At 61.3% G+C, this 18675-nt stretch carries 18 protein-coding genes; 11 read left to right on the plus strand and 7 right to left on the minus strand.

Annotated features, from left to right (window positions below):
• Positions 1 to 81: 81 nt before the first annotated feature.
• Positions 82 to 1566 (minus strand): D-alanyl-D-alanine carboxypeptidase/D-alanyl-D-alanine endopeptidase, encoded by a 1485-nt coding sequence (gene dacB, locus AC5SSZ_RS17265; RefSeq protein WP_495439057.1) that lies wholly within the window; start codon positions 1564 to 1566, stop codon positions 82 to 84.
• A gap of 113 nt (positions 1567 to 1679) precedes the next feature.
• Here dacB and AC5SSZ_RS17270 point away from each other — a divergent pair, with 113 nt between their 5' ends.
• Positions 1680 to 2486 (plus strand): DMT family transporter, encoded by an 807-nt coding sequence (locus AC5SSZ_RS17270; RefSeq protein ID WP_274831138.1) that lies wholly within the window; start codon positions 1680 to 1682, stop codon positions 2484 to 2486.
• Here AC5SSZ_RS17270 and AC5SSZ_RS17275 read toward each other — a convergent pair.
• Complete coding sequence (locus AC5SSZ_RS17275) at positions 2475 to 3080, minus strand: nicotinate-nucleotide adenylyltransferase (RefSeq protein WP_495439059.1); 606 nt, start codon at positions 3078 to 3080, stop codon at positions 2475 to 2477. The two genes, AC5SSZ_RS17270 and AC5SSZ_RS17275, sit on opposite strands and share 12 nt — an antisense overlap.
• A gap of 239 nt (positions 3081 to 3319) precedes the next feature.
• Between AC5SSZ_RS17275 and ettA the strand changes: the two genes are divergently transcribed.
• The 3 genes from ettA to AC5SSZ_RS17290 all read left to right on the plus strand — a co-directional run bounded on the left by ettA (position 3320) and on the right by AC5SSZ_RS17290 (position 6542).
• A complete protein-coding gene (gene ettA, locus AC5SSZ_RS17280; RefSeq protein WP_274827814.1) occupies positions 3320 to 4975 on the plus strand; it encodes an energy-dependent translational throttle protein EttA in 1656 nt (551 codons plus the stop codon).
• Between the two features lie 71 nt (positions 4976 to 5046).
• A complete protein-coding gene (locus AC5SSZ_RS17285; RefSeq protein WP_495439061.1) occupies positions 5047 to 6030 on the plus strand; it encodes an SIR2 family protein in 984 nt (327 codons plus the stop codon).
• Between the two features lie 302 nt (positions 6031 to 6332).
• A complete protein-coding gene (locus AC5SSZ_RS17290) occupies positions 6333 to 6542 on the plus strand; it encodes a hypothetical protein (protein ID WP_274839490.1) in 210 nt (69 codons plus the stop codon).
• Positions 6543 to 6583: 41 nt separating this feature from the next.
• On the opposite strand, the gene trxC is transcribed toward AC5SSZ_RS17290, so the two are convergent.
• On the minus strand, positions 6584 to 7015 hold the full coding sequence (trxC, locus tag AC5SSZ_RS17295; protein ID WP_495439063.1) for a thioredoxin TrxC: 432 nt from the start codon (positions 7013 to 7015) through the stop codon (positions 6584 to 6586).
• A 235-nt stretch (positions 7016 to 7250) separates the two neighbouring features.
• Between trxC and AC5SSZ_RS17300 the strand changes: the two genes are divergently transcribed.
• Entirely contained in the window at positions 7251 to 7802 is a 552-nt protein-coding gene (locus AC5SSZ_RS17300; RefSeq protein ID WP_495439065.1) for a L,D-transpeptidase, read from the plus strand.
• 230 nt (positions 7803 to 8032) lie between these two features.
• Positions 8033 to 8239 carry a cold-shock protein gene (locus AC5SSZ_RS17305; RefSeq protein WP_065272777.1) on the plus strand — a complete coding sequence of 69 codons (207 nt, stop codon included), beginning with the start codon at positions 8033 to 8035 and terminating at the stop codon, positions 8237 to 8239.
• Between the two features lie 97 nt (positions 8240 to 8336).
• Here AC5SSZ_RS17305 and AC5SSZ_RS17310 read toward each other — a convergent pair whose 3' ends face one another.
• Positions 8337 to 8978, minus strand: a complete 642-nt coding sequence (locus tag AC5SSZ_RS17310; protein WP_495439067.1) for an arylesterase — start codon at positions 8976 to 8978, stop codon at positions 8337 to 8339.
• Between the two features lie 49 nt (positions 8979 to 9027).
• On the opposite strand from AC5SSZ_RS17310, the gene AC5SSZ_RS17315 reads away from it, so the two are divergent.
• Both AC5SSZ_RS17315 and AC5SSZ_RS17320 read left to right on the plus strand, forming a co-directional pair.
• The gene (locus AC5SSZ_RS17315) at positions 9028 to 9735 is read left to right on the plus strand and encodes an ABC transporter ATP-binding protein (RefSeq protein WP_065272776.1); all 708 of its coding nucleotides are present in this window, start codon (positions 9028 to 9030) and stop codon (positions 9733 to 9735) included.
• Positions 9732 to 12257 (plus strand): ABC transporter permease, encoded by a 2526-nt coding sequence (locus AC5SSZ_RS17320; RefSeq protein WP_495439069.1) that lies wholly within the window; start codon positions 9732 to 9734, stop codon positions 12255 to 12257. Before AC5SSZ_RS17315 ends, AC5SSZ_RS17320 begins: the two co-directional genes overlap by 4 nt.
• 33 nt (positions 12258 to 12290) lie before the next feature.
• Here AC5SSZ_RS17320 and AC5SSZ_RS17325 read toward each other — a convergent pair whose 3' ends face one another.
• Positions 12291 to 12737 carry an RrF2 family transcriptional regulator gene (locus AC5SSZ_RS17325; protein ID WP_065272774.1) on the minus strand — a complete coding sequence of 149 codons (447 nt, stop codon included), beginning with the start codon at positions 12735 to 12737 and terminating at the stop codon, positions 12291 to 12293.
• Positions 12738 to 12826: 89 nt separating this feature from the next.
• Here AC5SSZ_RS17325 and AC5SSZ_RS17330 point away from each other — a divergent pair, with 89 nt between their 5' ends.
• Both AC5SSZ_RS17330 and AC5SSZ_RS17335 read left to right on the plus strand, forming a co-directional pair.
• On the plus strand, positions 12827 to 13405 hold the full coding sequence (locus AC5SSZ_RS17330; RefSeq protein WP_065272773.1) for a gamma-glutamylcyclotransferase family protein: 579 nt from the start codon (positions 12827 to 12829) through the stop codon (positions 13403 to 13405).
• Positions 13402 to 14583: a DUF2254 domain-containing protein gene (locus AC5SSZ_RS17335; RefSeq protein WP_495439072.1), complete on the plus strand. Its 1182-nt coding sequence runs from the start codon at positions 13402 to 13404 to the stop codon at positions 14581 to 14583. The genes AC5SSZ_RS17330 and AC5SSZ_RS17335 overlap by 4 nt, the downstream gene beginning before the upstream one ends.
• A gap of 93 nt (positions 14584 to 14676) precedes the next feature.
• Here the strand turns inward: AC5SSZ_RS17335 and gltX are convergent, their stop codons facing one another.
• Positions 14677 to 16002 (minus strand): glutamate--tRNA ligase, encoded by a 1326-nt coding sequence (gltX, locus tag AC5SSZ_RS17340; RefSeq protein ID WP_274831243.1) that lies wholly within the window; start codon positions 16000 to 16002, stop codon positions 14677 to 14679.
• A gap of 250 nt (positions 16003 to 16252) precedes the next feature.
• On the opposite strand from gltX, the gene AC5SSZ_RS17345 reads away from it, so the two are divergent.
• Complete coding sequence (locus tag AC5SSZ_RS17345) at positions 16253 to 17185, plus strand: MBL fold metallo-hydrolase (protein ID WP_274867098.1); 933 nt, start codon at positions 16253 to 16255, stop codon at positions 17183 to 17185.
• 17 nt (positions 17186 to 17202) lie between these two features.
• Here the strand turns inward: AC5SSZ_RS17345 and AC5SSZ_RS17350 are convergent, their stop codons facing one another.
• Positions 17203 to 18552 carry an NAD(P)/FAD-dependent oxidoreductase gene (locus tag AC5SSZ_RS17350; RefSeq protein WP_495439074.1) on the minus strand — a complete coding sequence of 450 codons (1350 nt, stop codon included), beginning with the start codon at positions 18550 to 18552 and terminating at the stop codon, positions 17203 to 17205.
• Positions 18553 to 18675: the final 123 nt, after the last annotated feature.

Genomic DNA, 18675 nt, shown 5'->3' on the forward strand with positions numbered 1-18675 from the left:
AGGATAAAAAAACGCGGCCCAATAGGGGCCGCGTTTTTCATTTTAAGGGGACACCATCGGCCTTTTGGGAAGGCCCCGGTGTCAACTTCCGTAAACGCTGCCCCAGCGCTCGATCAGCATCTGTTGCAGCGCTTTTGCCTTGCGGTTCCATCCACGCGCGCCTGGCGGGCGCTCCCGGTCGGCGCGTTTGATCCGTGACCGGGCCGTGGTGTTGGCGGCAAAGATCGCAAAGGCCAGCTCGGTACCGTCGGCAGCCGTCATGAAACCGCCCAGCCCCGAGACGAAATTCAGGGTCCCGGTCTTGGCCAGCACCTTGATGGGATGAGATTTCAAGACCCGCCCTTTGCGGTCCCGCATCGGAAACGGTTTCAGCAGGGGCTTCAGCTGCCCTGCCCCATGGGCCGCGATCAGCACCGTGACCAGATCATCCGGCGTCATCCGCGAGGCATCGCCAAGGCCCGAATGATCCACCAACCGGCTGTCTTTCATACCGTATTTACGCGCTGCCCAATCGCCCATCTGGGCAGCGGACTGCCGCAGCGATCCGGGACGCTTGCCCGCTGCTGCTGTCGCCGACATGCCGATCATTTCAGCCATCAGATTGTTGGAATACTTCAGCATCGCCTTCAGCATCACACTCAGCGGCGGGCTCTGATGCTGGGCCAGAACCTGCGTCTGCGGTAGGCTCTGCGTGACCTTGGCCTTGCGCAGGGCAATACCGTGCGACCGCGCCAGGGTCCGGAACACATCCCCCGCATATTCCGCCGGGCGCCGCACCGGCAACCAGCGCGAACCACCATTGCCCAGCGCCTGACTGGCCACGGTCCAGGTATCGGCGCCGCCCCGGTCCGCATAGGTATAGACCGGCAGGGCGCGGTTCTTCACCGCCATGCGCGCCATGGCAACTTCGGGGCGGTATTTCTCGGTGCGGGCATCCATGCTGACGGACCAGCCCTTGGCCCCGCGTTTCCATTCGAAATGAACACGGTTGAAATTGAGCGCGATGCCAGACACCGCCGGGCTGTAACCCACGTGATCCGGCTGCTCCGGATCGATCGACTGCACCTGTGGCAAGGCGCCATCCCAGACTTTGAAATCGCCACGCACCTCACGCAGGCCCGCGGCCTTCATGCTACGCGCCAGCTGCGCCAGATGGTCGGTGTTCAGCATCGGATCGCCGCCACCAGCAAGGATCAGATCACCATGCAGCACGCCACTGCGGATCTGGCCTGCGGCCAGAACCTGGGTGGTAAACCGGTGTTCAGCCCCCAGCACATCCAGCGAATAAAGCGCCGTCAGGGTTTTTGCGACGCTGGCCGGCGGCAGCCCGGCCGCGCCCGCTTGCGATTCAAGCCGCGCCCCGGTTTTGACATCCGCCACCGCGCAGGCAACCTTGCCCTGCAGGCCAGAGCCCGCCAGGATCGCCTCCAGATCCGCAGCCGCTGCTCCGGCAAGTACCTTTTTCCGAGCTAAAGGACGCAGGGACACCGTCGGCGCATTGGCCCAGCTTGCAGATCCTGCTAGCGCCGCCATCCCGGCGCCAAGGAATTTTCGTCGCGATATCATATCTGTCAGTGTCTTATAAAAACTGCCAAACGACAAACCCGGGCGGCTTTTTCTGTTTCGCCTCCGTGCCCTGCCTGCTACCGCTGGCCCCCATGTTCCAAGCAGTCACTATCATGTTCATCGCCATGTCAATGATCCCCGCCGGGGATCTTTGCGGGAAGTTATTGACCAGCAGCGGTCTGGCAACACCCGGGTTCGTGGCCTGGTCCCGTTTTGCCATCGGTGCGCTGCTGGTGCTGCCCTTTGCCCCCCGGGGCTGCCTGCGCCTGCTGAAGGACTGGCGGATCTGGCTGCGTGCGAGCCTCATTACCGGCGGTATCCTGTCGATCCAGACGGCCCTGCAGACCGAGGCGATCGCCGATGTCTTTGCCGCCTTCTTCATCGGGCCGGTGATCAGCTATGTACTGTCCGTGACCCTTTTGCGGGAAAGTACCACGCCGCTGCGCGCAATCTTGATGGGCGCGGGCTTCTGCGGTGTGCTTCTGGTGGTCCGCCCCGGCTTCGGTGGCTCGGCCAATCTGATGTATGCGGTTCTGGCGGGTTGTTTCTACGGCTGTTTCCTGACGGCGTCGCGCTGGCTGGCCCATGTCGGCAAACCGGTCGAGCTGAGCTTTACGCAGCTCCTGCTCAGCGCGCTGTTTCTGTTGCCGCTTGGCCTGTCCAACCTGCCCGAGGCGAGTCTCTCTACCGCCGCCCTGACCGTCGGAAGCGCGACCTTTTCCATGCTGGGGAACCTGCTACTGCTCTATGCCTATAGCCGGAGCGAGGCCTCGCGTCTGGCGCCCACCGTCTATTTCCAGCTGATCGCGGCGGTGCTGCTGGGCTGGGCCGTCTTCGGTCAATTGCCGGATCTTCTGACATGGGCCGGGCTTCTGGTGGTGATCAGCGCCGGGATCGCCTCGGCCAGCTTACGTCGCTGACCAGTCCCCCCGCGCGCGGATTTCCGTCGAACTGGTATCGACCATCGGCACATTCAGGAAACACCAGGCAGGAGTCTCTGCCCCGGCCAGCAGGTGGCTCTGGCTGCTTTTCAGCCGGTAGTGCCCATAGATCTTCGCAGCCGGAGACAGCCGCGCCGAGATCCGGTCGCCGGGGCGCGCCAGCACCCCGACCGGCACCGTCTCAAGGATCTCGCGCCAGTCCTTCCAGCGGTGAAAATGGGTGAGGTTGTCCGCCCCCATCAGCCAAACAAATCGCACGCCGGGATAACGCGCCCGCAGATGCCGCAGGGTCTCCGCCGTGTAGCGCGTGCCAAGGCGTGCCTCGATATCGCTGATCTCGATCCGCGGATGCTGCATCATCTCCCGCGCCGCCGCGACCCGCCGCTCCAGCGTGGCCGGGGCACGGGACTTCAGCGGATTGCCCGGAGAGACCAGCCAGAGCATCCGGTCCAGCCCAAACCGTTTCAGCGCCGCCAGGCTGATCTCAACATGCCCCCGATGCGGCGGATCGAAAGAGCCGCCAAGCAGCCCCACGCGCATGCCGGGGCGAAGATATGGATATCCGCAGGTCATGAGCGACTTGATGCGCATAGTTCTGCGGGGAAATCAATTGGCTGCGCCCCTCGGTTCGGACGCGGGTCCTTCCCAGGTGAGGCAAACCGCGCATTAGAGCGTTGCACTGATGGTTTATGCACACCTCCAAGATGCTGTGCGTGTCAGAGCCTCAGCCCCGCGCGCCTACCCGATTGCTCCTTCCCTGCCCATCCGCTATCACACCGGGCAGCGAATTTCCCCGATTATGGAGCAGTCACATGGCCGCCTATCAATACGTCTACCACATGCAGGGGGTCTCCAAGACCTACCCCGGTGGCAAGAAATGCTTTGAAAACATCCACCTGTCCTTTCTGCCCGGCGTGAAGATCGGTGTCGTCGGTGTCAACGGCGCCGGTAAATCGACTCTGCTGCGCATCATGGCCGGGATCGACAAGGATTTCACCGGTGAGGCCTGGGCCGCAGAAGGCGCCAAAGTGGGCTACCTGCCGCAGGAACCGCAGCTGGACGAAAGCCTGTCGGTGCGTGAAAACGTCATGCTGGGTGTTGCGGAAAAGAAAGCAATTCTGGACCGTTACAACGAACTCGCCATGAACTACTCGGACGAAACCGCCGAGGAAATGGCCAAGCTGCAGGACGAGATCGACGCCCAGAACCTCTGGGATCTGGACAGCCAGATCGACGTGTCGATGGAGGCGCTGCGCTGCCCGCCGGATGACGCAGACGTGAAGACCCTCTCGGGCGGTGAAAAACGCCGGGTGGCCTTGTGCAAACTGCTGCTCGAAGCGCCGGACATGCTGCTGCTCGACGAACCGACCAACCACCTCGATGCCGAAACCATCGCTTGGCTGCAGCAGCACCTCATTGATTACAAAGGCACAATCCTCTGCGTCACCCACGACCGTTATTTCCTCGATGACATCACCAGCTGGATCCTGGAACTGGACCGCGGCGCCGGTGTGCCCTGGGAAGGCAACTATTCCAGCTGGCTGGAGCAGAAGGCCAAACGGCTGGAGCAGGAAGCCCGCGAAGACAAATCCAAGCAGAAAACGCTGGAGCGCGAACTGGAATGGATGCGTCAGGGACAAAAGGCACGCCAGGCCAAATCCAAGGCTCGTATCGCAGCCTATAACGAGATGGCGAACCAGTCCGAACGCGAAAAGGTCGGCCGCGCCCAGATCGTGATTCCCAATGGTCCGCGCCTTGGTTCCAAGGTGATCGAGGTCCACGGTCTGTCCAAACACTATGGCGACAAGCAGCTGATCGAAGGGCTGGATTTCTCGCTGCCCCCGGGTGGCATCGTCGGTGTGATCGGCCCCAACGGCGCCGGTAAATCGACCCTGTTCCGCATGCTGACCGGGCAGGAACAGCCCGACGATGGCACCGTCGAATTCGGCGACACGGTAAAGCTTTCCTACGTCGATCAGTCGCGCGACGATCTCAATGACAATGAAACCGTCTGGGAAGCGATTTCCGGTGGCGCCGAGATCATTGAACTGGGCGATGCACAGGTGAACTCGCGCGCCTATTGCTCTTCCTTCAACTTCAAGGGCGGCGATCAGCAGAAAAAGCTGAACCTGCTATCCGGTGGTGAGCGCAACCGCGTGCACATGGCCCGGCTGCTGAAAGAAGGCGGCAACGTGCTGCTGCTCGACGAACCGACCAACGATCTCGACGTGGAAACCCTGCGCGCGCTCGAAGACGCGCTGGTGGATTTCGCGGGCTGCGCGGTTGTCATCTCGCACGACCGTTTCTTCCTCGACCGGATCTGTACCCACATCCTGGCCTTTGAAGGCGATGCGCATGTGGAGTGGTTCGAGGGCAACTTCGAAGATTACGAAGAAGACAAGAAACGCCGGCTTGGCGCCGACGCGCTGGAACCCAAGCGCCTGAAGCACAAGAAATTTGTGCGTTAACCACAACTCATGCTTGTGCGCTCGATTCAACAGGACTATCAACCCCGCAAGATATTTTGCGGGGTTTATTCATGCCTAAAAGTCTCTTAGTTTTCGGCAACGGGCTCGGTAGAGCTATAGACAATAACTTCTTCTCTCTTCAGCGAACGTTGCATGCAGCTTGGAATGACAACGACGTACTAGATGAAGAGCAGCGCCAACTGATCAGACGCTGTTTACCAGAAGACGTCATTGAAGAGGAAGGCGCGCCCACTTCGGAAGATGATCTCGACAAACTTCAGCAAATTCTTGCAGCTTGCGACATGATCAATGAACTCGAAACCGAAACAGATGAAGGCTGGCTCTCTCAAAGAGGCAAGAGTTTTCCAGCTGCAATTCGAAGCTACGTGCACAGGGCTGCGTGTGAGTTTCATGCTGACGGGCCAGCGCTACCAGAGGACTTTGCACAGCCTTTGAGAGAATTTATCGTTCGAACAAAGTCTCATGTCGCAACGCTGAATTACGACAAATTGCTATACTATAATTTCATTGGAACCCCGGTTTTCAGCGGTTACTCCTGCCTGATTGACGGTTTTGCAAACGGCGACTTTTCGAAGGACAATTTACATAGGCAAAGCAAAGCGCGAACTTCTTACTACCTACACCTTCATGGGTCACCTCTGTTTCACGACGATGAAGCAGGGGGCGCGCGAAAAGCACATGTAGCAGAAGTCGATTTGTTGGCAGGTGACAGAAGCGGACATATTGTCCTAACAAACGTCAAACACAAGAGGAGTGTGATTTCTGCTTCCCCCGTCTTGAGCGCATACTGGAAAATGCTCGACAGGGCGCTGAAGGAAACGGATAGTATCACCGTTTTTGGGTATTCAGGTTTCGATGATCACCTAAATCGTAGAATACAGAAGAAACTTGACGAAGATCCTAATATTCGACTTAGGGTTGTTGAGCGTAAAGGCGAAGGCCCTAAGCCAGAAAGACTGCAGTTTTGGGAAGACAAATTAGGTGAGTGTGAGCTAATTCGACCGAAGAATATTTTGGACTTTGTCGATTGGTAGCAGTCAACTTCAGAACATAAGGCGCGGGCCGTGCGGCTGGCGCCCCACGTCCCATAGGACAGATCACAACTGGTACACTTCAGGGACTGACATCTGCGAAGGGCTCTGCCCATTCGAGCCTTAGAAGATCCCCCAGACAGTTTGTCCCCGCGGGAACCGCCCCACTCCCTGCCGTGGATTTTTCACAGCGTCGCCGCAGATCCATCCAGATTTAAACAAAATCTTAAGAACTATTGTCTGTAGTGAAAGACACGGGCTGAGGTATCTTCCTTCCGTCGATCTATCCGGAAACAGGAGAAGACATGGCACTTGCAGGCATCATGATGGGAACGCTGACCGGTTTCTTCTCGGCGCTGTTCAGCCTTGTTGTACTGGGCCATTCCGTTTGGACCAGCCTTCTGGTTTACTCCGGTGTCGGCATTGCAACAGCGCTGGTGTTGACGATTGCGGTGCTGTTGCGCAATCTTGTTGATACTCCGCACTTGGCAGACGAAACAACGGTCGAGGCCTGAACGCCACGCTCAGCCCCAGCCTGTTCCCGTACGGGTCGCTGCTACGCCGGGCTTTTCACCCACCCAACGATCTGACCTTCGCTCAGCGCGCCTGACTGGCGCTTGCTCTCGCGACCGCGCTCAAAGGCGACCATGGTCGGAATACCGCGTATACGATAGCGCGCGCCGGTGGACTGGTGGTCTTGGGTGTTCAGCTTGACCAGCCGCGCCTTGCCCGCCAGTTTCTTCGACGCCTTGGAGAACTCTGGCGCCATCATCCGGCAGGGGCCGCACCAGGGTGCCCAGAAATCCACCACCAGCGGCAGGTCGTCATTCTTGGCCGCCTTTTGCAGGATGGCCGGATCGACATCCAGCGGCGCATCCGGGATCAGAGCCGCGCCACAGGTGCCGCACTTGGCGCCTGCGGTCAGTTTCTCCTCGGGCACCCGATTCAGCTGGGCGCAGGACAGGCAGGTCAGGGTTTTGGCTCCCATGGCAGGATCCTCCTCAAACGGGTCAGGGGCAGAGGGCGCTCCGCCTCTGCTAAAATATTCAAAATTCCATATAGGAATGAAACCGTCCCCAGCAAGAGGCGCACATGCACTGTCAATCACTGCCTCAGGTCATTGTGATCACACCTCAGACTGCATGCTTCCCGCCCCCATTGACGCAAATTCAGCACCAGATCAAAATATTGATCTGTAACGTTCCATAGTAAATGAGGCCGATATGATTTCACGCCGCCTGTTTCTCGCCAGTTCCGCCCTCGCCGCGACCCTTCCCGGTTTTGCCGCTGCTGAGGGTGCTTTCGATCCGACTCCTCAGGTCGTGAGAATCAAGAAAGAATTCGCCCCCGGGCAAATTCTGGTCCTGCCCCGGTCCTATTACCTCTATTTCGTGACAGAGCCCCGCAAGGCGATCCGTTATGGGGTCGGGGTTGGCCGGGCGGGCCTGGAATTCACCGGCAGCGCGGTGATCGAGGCCAAGAAGGAATGGCCCACCTGGCGGCCGACGCAGGAAATGATCGAGCGCAGCCCACGCACCTACAGCCGGTTTGCAGGCAACAAGTACATTCAGCCGGGTGGCCCCGATAACCCATTGGGCGCGCGGGCTCTTTACCTGTTTCAGAACGGCGTCGACACCTATTTCCGCATCCACGGCACCAACCAGCCGGACACCATCGGGCATTCCGTTTCCAACGGCTGCATTCGCATGCTGAACGAACATGTGGTGGACCTTTATGAACGGGTTCCGCTGGGCACCGTCGTGACCGTTCTTTAGACGCTGCGCGCATCGCAACAGGCGCATTTTAGCCACACAGCAAAAATCCCCACCAAGATAAGGCGCGCGTTTTTCTTGCGTGATGGGGGCAGGATGGCCAATGCTGTTACTGCGACGTTACGCGAATGACATTACTGTACGCCTTACAGGCACGGTCGTGACCATCTGCTGATGCGGCCGCCTGACCGCACCGGCGGTTAGACTGAGACTAGACTTTAGGAGTACAGACGATGGCCACAGGCACCGTCAAATGGTTCAACACAACCAAAGGCTATGGATTTATTGCCCCCGATGCGGGCGGCAAAGACGTATTTGTTCACATTTCAGCGGTTGAACGCTCGGGCCTGACCGGCCTCGCAGACAACCAAAAAGTATCCTACGAGCTGCAACCGGGCCGTGATGGCCGCGAGTCGGCCGTGGATCTTCAACTGCTCTGACTGCCGGGTAATTCCTCCGGACCAGCGCTACGATGCTGCAGCTCCCTGCTTGGGAGCTGCTGTCTCGGTCGTTCTTGCTGCAGTGTTAAGGGGCGGCTCAGCCCGAAACCCGTGCCACGAGTTGCAGCGCGACCGGACCCAGCGCCTCGATATTTTCCCGAACGCCTTCGGCATTGGGGTGGATATCGTCGTCCTGCATGAATTCTTGCGCCTTGGCAGGATCCCCTCCGACACGTTCAAAAATCCCGGCGAAGGCATCTGGGTGCAGCAGGGCACCGAACTCCTCGGCCAGATCCGGGTACACAGCGTTGAACGCGGCCCGATAATCGGGTCCATAGTTATTGGGCGCCCGCATGCCGACCAGCAGGACCTCGGTGTCGGCCTGTTCTGCGGCGCTCAGGATCTTGCTCAAATTGGCGCGCATTTCCTCGGCCGACAGGCCGCGCAGCAGATCGTTGCCGCCCAGAAGGACGATCAGAGCGTCGGGGTCATCCGCCAGCGTCCAGTCGATCCGCGCCGCCCCGCCCGCGCTCGTGTCCCCCGAGACGCCCGCGTTGGTGATCTCGACCTCGGCGCCGTGATCCTGCAGCCAGTGTTCCAGCTGGGGCACGAATCCATCCCCCTGTGGCAGGCCATATCCCTGCACCAGACTGTCGCCAAACACCGTGATCCGCACCGGTTCGGCCCAGGCCGCAGAGACACTGATCAGAAATCCGATTATCACCCATACCTTGCGCATTGTCACAATCGCTCCATATCCGAAAGAACACATTCAACAGGCCGCCTTTATGACAGATCAAAACCGCCCCGTTCTTCACCTCAAAGATGCGTCTTTGACCCTGAATGGCAATACCGGTCCCGTCCGTATTTTGCAGGACATCACCCTGGATGTGCACAAGGGCGAGACACTGGGCATGATCGGCGCCTCGGGATCGGGGAAATCCTCGCTCTTGATGCTGATGGGCGGGCTTGAACAAGCCACCGGTGGTACCATTACGGCACTGGGGCAGGATCTGACCGCGATGAACGAAGACGCACTGGCCCATTTCCGCCGCGATCACATGGGGGTCGTCTTTCAGAACTTTCACCTGATCCCGGCAATGACCGCACTGGAAAACGTGGCAACCCCGCTTGAGCTGGCCGGGGTTACGGATGCCTTTGAACGCGCACAGGCGGAGCTCGACGCTGTCGGTCTTGGCCACCGTTCAGGTCACTACCCGGCGCAGCTGTCCGGCGGCGAACAACAGCGGGTGGCGCTGGCCCGCGCCCTGGCGCCGCGCCCAGCGATCCTGCTGGCGGATGAACCCACCGGTAATCTGGACGAGGCCAACGGCGCCGCCGTGATGGACCTGCTATTTGGCCTGCGCGACCGTTATGGCGCCACGCTGATCATGGTCACCCATGCGCCGGAACTCGCTGCACGCTGCGACCGGGTCGTGCGGCTGCGCGATGGGCATCTGCTGGATGATCGGGCCGCGCATGAGGCAGCGGAATGAAGTTTCCAGATCTTCGCCTCGCCTGGCGTTTTGCCCTGCGTGAGTTGCGCAGCGGGCTGAAGGGATTTCGCATTTTCCTGGCCTGCCTTGCGCTGGGCGTCGGGGTGATCGCCGCCATCGGTTCGATACGCGCCTCGATCGAGGCCGGGCTAACCCGCGAGGGTGCCACCATGCTGGGCGGCGATGCGGAGATGTCCTTTACCTACCGCTTTGCCAACGAGGAAGAGCGCGACTGGATGGCCTCCATCGCCGAGCGCAGTTCGGAAATTGCCGACTTCCGCTCCATGGCAGTAGTGGGCGAGGAACGCGCGCTGACACAGGTGAAGGCGGTCGATGGGCTTTACCCGCTGACGGGGACCCTGCGCCTGTCGCCCGACATTCCGCTGGAAGACGCGCTGGTGGGATCGAATGGGTTGCCCGGCGGTCTGATGGAGCGAGTCCTGGCGGACCGTCTGGGCCTTGCTCCCGGGGATGTCTTCCGTCTTGGCACCCAGGATCTGCGCCTGATGGCCATTATTGAGAACGAACCGGATGCGGCGGCATCCGGCTTCACCCTTGGTCCCCGCACCATTGTTGCCACAACCGCGCTGGCGCAGTCGGGTTTGCTGGAGCCGGGAACGCTTTATTCCTCGAAATACCGGCTTGATCTGCCCCCCGGTGCAAACCTTGAACAGCTGCAAGCTGCCGCCGAGGAGCGGTTTGCCAATTCCGGCATGCGCTGGCGCGATGCCCGCAATGGTGCCCCGGGCATCACCTCCTTTGTAGAGCGTCTGGGCGGGTTCCTGGTGCTGGTCGGCCTCTCCGGTCTCGCGGTGGGCGGTGTCGGCGTTTCGGCCGCCGTACGCGCCTTTCTGGCAGGCAAGACCGAAACCATTGCCACCCTGCGCACCCTTGGCGCCGGGCGGCAGGTGATCTTTCTCACCTATTTCCTGCAAATCGGGGTGCTGGCGCTCTTGGGCATTGCCATGGGCATGGCGATCGGTGGGCTTGGACCGGTTCTGGTGGGGCCGCTGATCGCCGCGCAGCTGCCATTTCCCGCGATCTTCTCAGTCTACCCCGGCGCGCTGGCCGAGGCGGCGCTTTATGGTCTGCTGACCGCCTTCATCTTTGCGCTCTGGCCGCTGGCCCGGGCCGAGCGGATCCGCGCAGCGGCGCTGTTCCGCGATGCCTTTGCCGGTGGCAGCAGCCTGCCCGCGCCCCGCTATGTGCTCGCAACCGCGCTGGCACTGGCGCTGCTGGTGGCGGCGGCGGCCCTGTTCAGCGGATCAGTGCGGCTGACGCTCTGGACTGCTGGCGGCCTGGGCGGGGCGCTGGCCGTTCTGATGGTGGCTGCGCTGATCCTTGGCGGTCTGGCCCGGCGCGCCGCGCGCATTGCCCGTGGACGCCCGGCCCTGCGATGGGCGCTAGCGGCGATTGGCACCTCCCGCGATGGCGCGGTTCCAGCCGTTCTGGCGCTGGGTCTTGGCCTGACTGTTCTGGCCGCCATCGGACAGATCGACGGCAATATGCGCCGCGCCATCACCGGCACCCTGCCAGATGTCGCGCCCTCCTATTTCTTCGTCGACATCCAGCGCGATCAGATGCCCGCCTTTCTGGATCGGGTCGAAGGTGACCCCGCCGTCAGCCGTATCGAAAGCGCGCCGATGCTGCGCGGGGTCGTGACTGGCATCAACGGTCAGCCCGCCAGCGAAGTCGCTGGAGATCACTGGGTGGTGCGCGGCGACCGTGGCCTCACCTACGCAGGCGCCAAGCCCGAAAACACCCAAGTCACTGCGGGGGAATGGTGGGGCGAAGACTACAACGGTCCGCCACAGATCAGCCTGGCCGAAGAAGAGGCCGGAGAGCTCGGCATTGCCATTGGCGACACCATGACGGTGAATGTACTGGGCCGCGACATCACCGCCACAGTCACCAGTTTCCGCTCGGTCGATTTTTCCACCGCCGGGATGGGTTTCGTGATTGCCATGAACGAATCCGCGCTAGCCGCTGCGCCGCACAGCTATATCGCCACCGTCTATGCCGAAGAGCAGGCCGAGGCGCAGATCCTGCGGGATCTGGCCCAGGAAATGCCGAATATCACCGCGATCCGGGTGCGCGATGCGGTGGACCGGGTGTCCGACATCCTGCGCCAGCTGGCAGCGGCGACTTCATACGGGGCGGCGGCAACTCTGCTGACCGGGTTCCTGGTGCTGCTTGGCACCGCAGCCGCCGGAGAACCCGCCCGCCGCTACGAGGCTGCTTTGCTGAAAACACTCGGGGCACCACGCGCGCAGATCCTGAAAAGCTTTGCGTTGCGCTCCATCATTCTGGGCGCAGGCGCGGGCATGGTGGCGCTGGCGGCAGGTATCGCCGGAGCCTGGGCAGTGAATTCCTATGTGTTTGAAACCAGCTACAGCATCATCTGGCCGAATGCGCTGGCCGTGGTCGGCGGCGGAATCCTGACGACACTGCTGGCCGGTCTTGCCTTCGCCTTGCGTCCGCTGGCGGCACGCCCGGCCCGCATTCTGCGCGCCCGAGATTGATCAGCTGCCCCGACAACGGGGCGGCAACTGCGATCACCGGGTGCAGGTAGCTGGTTGCAGCAAGCGCATCAGATCCGGATTGTCGCAGATCAGAGAATCCAATGAGACGTTGTCGAGGGATTCGTAAAAAGCCTGCGCCGCATCCGAAAGGGCCAGCCGCAGCCGACAGGCATCGACCAAGGGACAGGTGTTATCGGCGTCAGCAAAACATTCCACCATCGGCAGATCGCCTTCGATATGACGAAACACGTCACCGATCCGGATCTCAGTGGCGGTTCGCCCCAGGCTCATACCGCCATTGCGGCCCCGCTGGGTGTGCAGGTAGCCAAGCTGGCTCAGCTGATTGATCACCTGCGCCAAATGATTTTCTGATATATTGCAGGACTCTGCGATCTCTGATTTGGTCACCAACCGGTCAGCATTGGCCGCACAGTACATCAGCAACCGGACGGCAATATTCGTCCTCTTTGTAATTCGCATCGTTCTGCACCCCTCAAAACATGCAGATTACAGTATATATTTTTTCAGCGCCCGATTTGACATAGATCAAATGGCAAGGAGGACCCGAGATGACCCAGACCGCTCCGTATTTCTTCGGATATGGCAGCCTCGTGAACACGGCGACCCACGATTACAGCGATCCGCGCCCTGCCCGACTGAGTGGCTGGCGCCGCACCTGGGCACATACTGATCTGCGCGACGTGGCCTTTCTGACCGCCAAACCGGCGCCGGGCGATACCATCGACGGGCTGATCGCTGCTGTTCCCGGCGCGGATTGGGCGGCGCTTGATGAACGCGAGTACGCCTATGACCGGGTTCTCGCTTCGCAAGCGGTGGGCCACGACCTGCCCGGCGCGCCGGAAATCTCGGTCTACGCGGTTCCGGCTGAGCGCCAAGCACCGGGGTCGAACCGCCATCCGATCCTGCTGAGCTATCTTGACGTGGTGCTTCAGGGATACATGCAGGTCTTTGGCCGCGAAGGCGTGATCGACTTTGTTGCGACCACCGATGGCTGGGACGCGCCTATTCTGGATGACCGCGACGCGCCCCGTTATCCGCGCCACCAACCCACCACCGCGCAGGAACGCAGCCTGTTTGACGATCTGATCGCATCAACCGGCGCCCGCAGACTGCGCCCTGCGTCATGATCTCGAAAACACTGCTCTATTTCCAGCGCCTGACGCGCCAGCTGTGGCTGAGGGTGGTTCTGATCTCGCTCTGCTCCGTGCTCGCTCTGGCATTGGCGCCGCTTCTGACCCCCATGCTGCCTGAGGGGCTGAGCAACCGGTTCGGGCGTGACGCAGTCCTGCCGATCCTGACCATTCTTGCCTCTGGCATGCTGGCGGTAACGACCTTTTCGCTCAACGTCATGGTCAGCGCCTACCGGACCGCCTCTTCGATGTCTACGCCGCGGGTCTACCGACTGCTGCTCGAAGACACGGTAACGCAAAGCGTTCTTGCCACTTTTGTCGGCGGGTTCGTCTATTCGCTGTGCGCGATCATCCTGTTCCGGGCAAAGGTCTACGCGCCTGAATCCGCCATTGTAGTCTTTGCCATGACCATCTTTGTCGTGGCACTGATCGTCATCGCCATCCTGCGGTGGATCGACCACCTGTCGGGACTTGGCAGCATGGACCACACCCTGCGTCTCATTGAAACCCGTAGCCGTACCAGCCTGAAACAGCAGGCAAAACGCCCCTGCCTGGGGGGCAAACCCGCTGACAGCGATGAACAGCCAGAGGGCGCCCTGCCCATTCCGGCCAGGCGCAGTGGTTTCGTGCGTTTTGCCGATATGGCCCGCCTGAACGAAATCGCCGCCGAGGCCGATGCGCATATCACCCTGCACCGCGCCCCGGGTGATTTTGTCCTGCGCGGCCGCCCTGTCGCTTGGGCAGAAAGCGGCGATGAGAGCCTCTGCAAGGAAGCCGCAAAGGCCATTGAAATCGGCGATGTACGCAGTTTCGATCAGGATCCGGTTTTTGGCCTGACGCTGCTGGCCGAGACGGCACAAAAGGCCCTGTCGCCCGGCGTCAACGACCCTGGCACCGCGATTGAGGTGATGGGGCGACTGGAACGCCTGCTGTGGGAAACGCTCCCCGAAGATCCGACCGAGGATGACTGCATGTTTGAACATGTCAGTATGGTGCCAGTATCGCCCAAGCTTTTGCTGGACAGCAGCTTTGCCCCGATTGCCCATTGCGGCAAGGAGGACCCTTTCGTGATGAAATGGATGCAGCAAGCGCTGACGGCCCTCTCCTCGCATCCGAACAGGGAACTGGCGAATTCCGCTACCGACATGGGCAAAGAGCTGAAAGCAAAGCCCTAGATCCGCCCGTGCAGATGGCCATCAAAGAAAAAGACGGCCCGGAAACCGGACCGTCTTTTCTGGTCAATCAGGCGCGGATCGCGCCCCAACCGCTCACCCCTTGGCGCGGACCTTCTCCATCAGCGCCAGAAGGGCACTCATGTCGGGGCCGCGTTCCATGCCCGTGACTGCGTGGCGCAGCGGCATGAAGAGGGATTTGCCCTTGCGGCCAGTCGCCTCTTTCACCGCAGCGGTCCAACTGCCCCAGGTGGTTGAGTCGTAGGGGCCATCAGGCAGCAGCGCCATCGCCTCGGCAATGAAGTCCTTGTCTTCATCCGCGATCAGCGGCTCAGCCCCGTCGCGGCACAGCGTCCACCAGCCTTCAAGGTCTTTCAGCGTGGTGATGTTTTCCTTGGCCATATCCCAGAAGGCGGCCTGTTTTTCCGCCGGAACACCCAGCGCCTCGACCTGTTCCTGGACGGCTTCCAGCGGCAGGCTCTGCAGATAGCGCCCGGTGAGCGGGAACAAATCCTCAACGTCAAATTTCGTCGGCGCGGCGCCAAAACGGTTGATGTCGAAGCCCTCGATCAGCTCGGCCATCTCGCTGCGCAGCTCGACCGGGTCAGAGGAGCCAAGCCGCGCCATCAGGCTCAGCAGCGCCATCGGCTGCACGCCCTGTTCGCGCAGATCGCGCAGCGCCAGCGTGCCAAGACGTTTGGACAGCGCCTCCCCCTGCGGGCCGGTCAGCAGCGAGTGATGGGCAAATTCCGGCACCTTGCCGCCCAGTGCCTCGATGATCTGGATCTGGGTCGCGGTATTGGTCACGTGATCCGATCCACGCACCACGTGGGTGACGCCAAATTCCGTGTCATCCACGACCGAGGCCAGCGTATACAGGAACTGCCCGTCGCCACGGATCAGAACCGGATCCGAAACCGAGGCCGCGTCGATTGAAATATCGCCAAGGATACCATCGTTCCATTCGATGCGCTGGTGGTCCAGCTTGAACCGCCACACACCATCGCCGCGCTCGGCGCGCAGGGCGGCTTTTTCATCTTCAGACAGCTCCAGCGCAGCGCGGTCATAGACCGGCGGCTTGCCCATGTTCAGCTGCTTCTTGCGCTTCAGATCCAATTCGGTCGGCGTCTCGAAGGCCTCGTAGAACCGGCCCATCTCGCGCAGCTTGTCAGCCGCTTCATGGTAGCGGTCCAGCCGTTCGGACTGGCGTTCGATCCGGTCCCAGCCAAGACCCAGCCACTCCAGATCCTGCTTGATCGCATCGACATATTCTTCCTTCGACCGCTCGGGGTCGGTGTCGTCGATGCGCAGGATGAACGTGCCGCCAGCCTTGCGGGCGATCAGGTAATTCATCAGCGCGGTGCGCAGGTTGCCCACATGGATATAGCCGGTGGGCGACGGAGCAAAACGGGTGGTGGTCATGAATGGTCTCCTGTTGCTGTGCCCCATCTCACATGGAACGGGTTTTGTCCAGTTTTGGCACCCATAGCGCCCCCTCCTTTCGGATTGGTGTCTTTGCTGGGGCCCAGAGGAGATTTACCCGCTGCCCCCCTCGTAAAGCGACACGATCCCGTGACCTCGGTCTGCGCGTACCTTGTCCCCCGCCAAAAAGCCCTATCTCGATCCCAAAGACCGCATAACAAGTGCCAACCAACACAGAGGAGACCAGAATATGACCGTAAAGATGTCCCGCCGCAGCGTGCTGACCGGCGCAACCGCCCTCCCCCTGGCCGCGACCGTCACGCCCGCCTTGGCAGAGGGCCACGCGGCCATGGCACCGGCCACCCACGCTCGCAGTTTCAAGCTGGGCGATTTCACCGTGACGACCCTGCTGGACGGCAGCCTGCCCCGCGACGGCGCCAAGGCAATTTTCGGCGGCGGTGCAACGGACGAGGAGTTCGCCGAAGTCTCGGCCCAGAACTTTATCCCCGCCGAAATGGCGCAGTTCTTTTTCACCCCCACGCTTGTCGATACCGGCAAAGAAAAGATCCTCTTCGATACCGGGCTTGGTCAGGGCGGCATCCAGAAAGCCCTGGCAGAGGCAGGCGTCACCCCGGATCAGATCGATGTGGTCGTCATCACCCATATGCACCCCGACCACATCGGCGGCATGACCACCAGCGGCGCCGCGACCTTTGCCAATGCGCGCTATGTGACGGGGCGCACCGAGTATGATTTCTGGGCCAAGATGGACGCCGAAAACCGCGTTGCCGATCTGGTTTCCAAGAAGGTGACCCCGATGGCCGAAAAGATGACCTTTGTCGAGGACGGCGGCGAAGTGGCCTCTGGTATCACGGCGATGGCCGCTTTTGGCCATACCCCCGGTCACATGACCTATATGCTGGACAGCGGCGATCAGCAGTTGCTGCTGACAGCGGATCTGGCCAACCATTATGTCTGGTCCTTCGCCCACCCGGAATGGGAGGTCCGGTTTGACATGGACAAGGCTGCTGCCACCGCATCGCGCCGCCGTATTCTGGATATGCTGTCTGCCACGCGCACGCCAATGATCGGCTATCACATGCCCTTCCCGGCAGCCGGTTTTGTCGAAACCCGTGGCGAGGGATTCCGTTTTGTGCCGGTCAGCTATCAGATGATGGGCTGAGGCATGCGCCGCGCGCCTTAACGGGCGGTGCCAATAACCTCGGGCGCGGGCACGGCTGTCCGCGCCTTTTTCGTGAACCGGCTCAGCGCAAAGGCGCGCGGGTCCACGATGGGCGCATCGCCCGTCACCAGATCTGCGGTCAGCCTCCCGGCAGCAGGGCCAATGCCAAACCCATGCCCGGAATAGCCGGTCGAAACGAACAGCCCCGGCAGATCGTCCACCTGCGAAATCACCGGAATGGCATCCGGGGTCACATCAATCATGCCGCCCCAGCTTTGCACCACATCAGCGCCCTGCAGGATAGGAAAGGCCTTTTGCGCGGCGGCCCAGCTGTTGCGGATCGCCTTTTGCGAGGGCGCAGGATCCAGCACCCGGCAGGTTTCGAACGGCGTGCGCTGATCCGGTGCCCAGCGCCGATCGTACCCCGCCTCGATCCGCCAACGGTCGGACAGACGGAACCGGAGGGATCGCCATTCCTCCAAGAAGGCCGGAAAAAACTTCAGTGCCAGCCGCAGGCTATCGGGAACGATGTCCACCACGTTTTCGGTGCCATCGGCGATGGAATAGCCACCGTCGGCGCGCTTGCGCATGGCAAATCCGGCGGCCCACATGGCCGCCTCGGGACCGCCCTGCACCGCCGAGGTTCTAAGCACAGAATTCAACACCTTGAGCTGCGGCAGCGCCACACCCGCATTGCCAAGGAACAGCCGCGACCAGGCGCCGCCCGCAACCACCACGGCCGAACAACCGACACGGCCGCGTTCGGTCATCACCCCGCTGACCCGCCCTGCCTCGGTTTCGACACTACGCACGGCGCATTCGGTCATCACCTTGGCCCCGGCGGCCCGTGCAGCGCTGGCGATGGCATGGGTGGCCAGTTGCGGCTCGGCCCGGCCGTCTTCGGGCGTATGCAGCGCCGCGATGGTGCCGGTTTGGTGTCCCGGCATCAGCTCTGCCAGCTGCTCTCCGCGCACCATCTGTGCCGGAATGTCAAAAGGAGTCAGATGCTCTGCCCAAGTGGCTAGTTCGGCCTCGGCCCGCGCCCGTTCGGCAGTGAACAGAATACCGGATCGGGTATAGCCGGTGGGATGCCCGGTGCGGGCCTCTAGCCCAGGCCAGATTTCCATCGCCTTGGCCATCAGGGGCAATTCGCGTGGATCACGCTGCGAGATGCGCACCCAGCCCCAGTTGCGCGAGCTTTGCTCGGCACCGATCTGGCCCTTTTCACAAAGAAGAACGGAATATCCCCGCTCTGCCAATTCGAGAGCGGTCGTAGAGCCGATGATTCCCCCGCCGATGACAACTGCATCGACACGTTTGGGCAGGGCAAGATCAGCTTGGAAATGTGGCAGCTTAGGTCCAGGCATAAGAGGTCTATGCCGTGCCCCGCGCCCCTGGTCCATGGGGCAAGAGCGCTCTTTCATCCACCCCGTGCAAGCTGTGGCTTTTTCGCGTCAGCCCAGGCACGCGGGGGTATGGTTTTCCTGCCC

The organism is Phaeobacter sp. CC-HEC084, assembly GCF_059429255.1.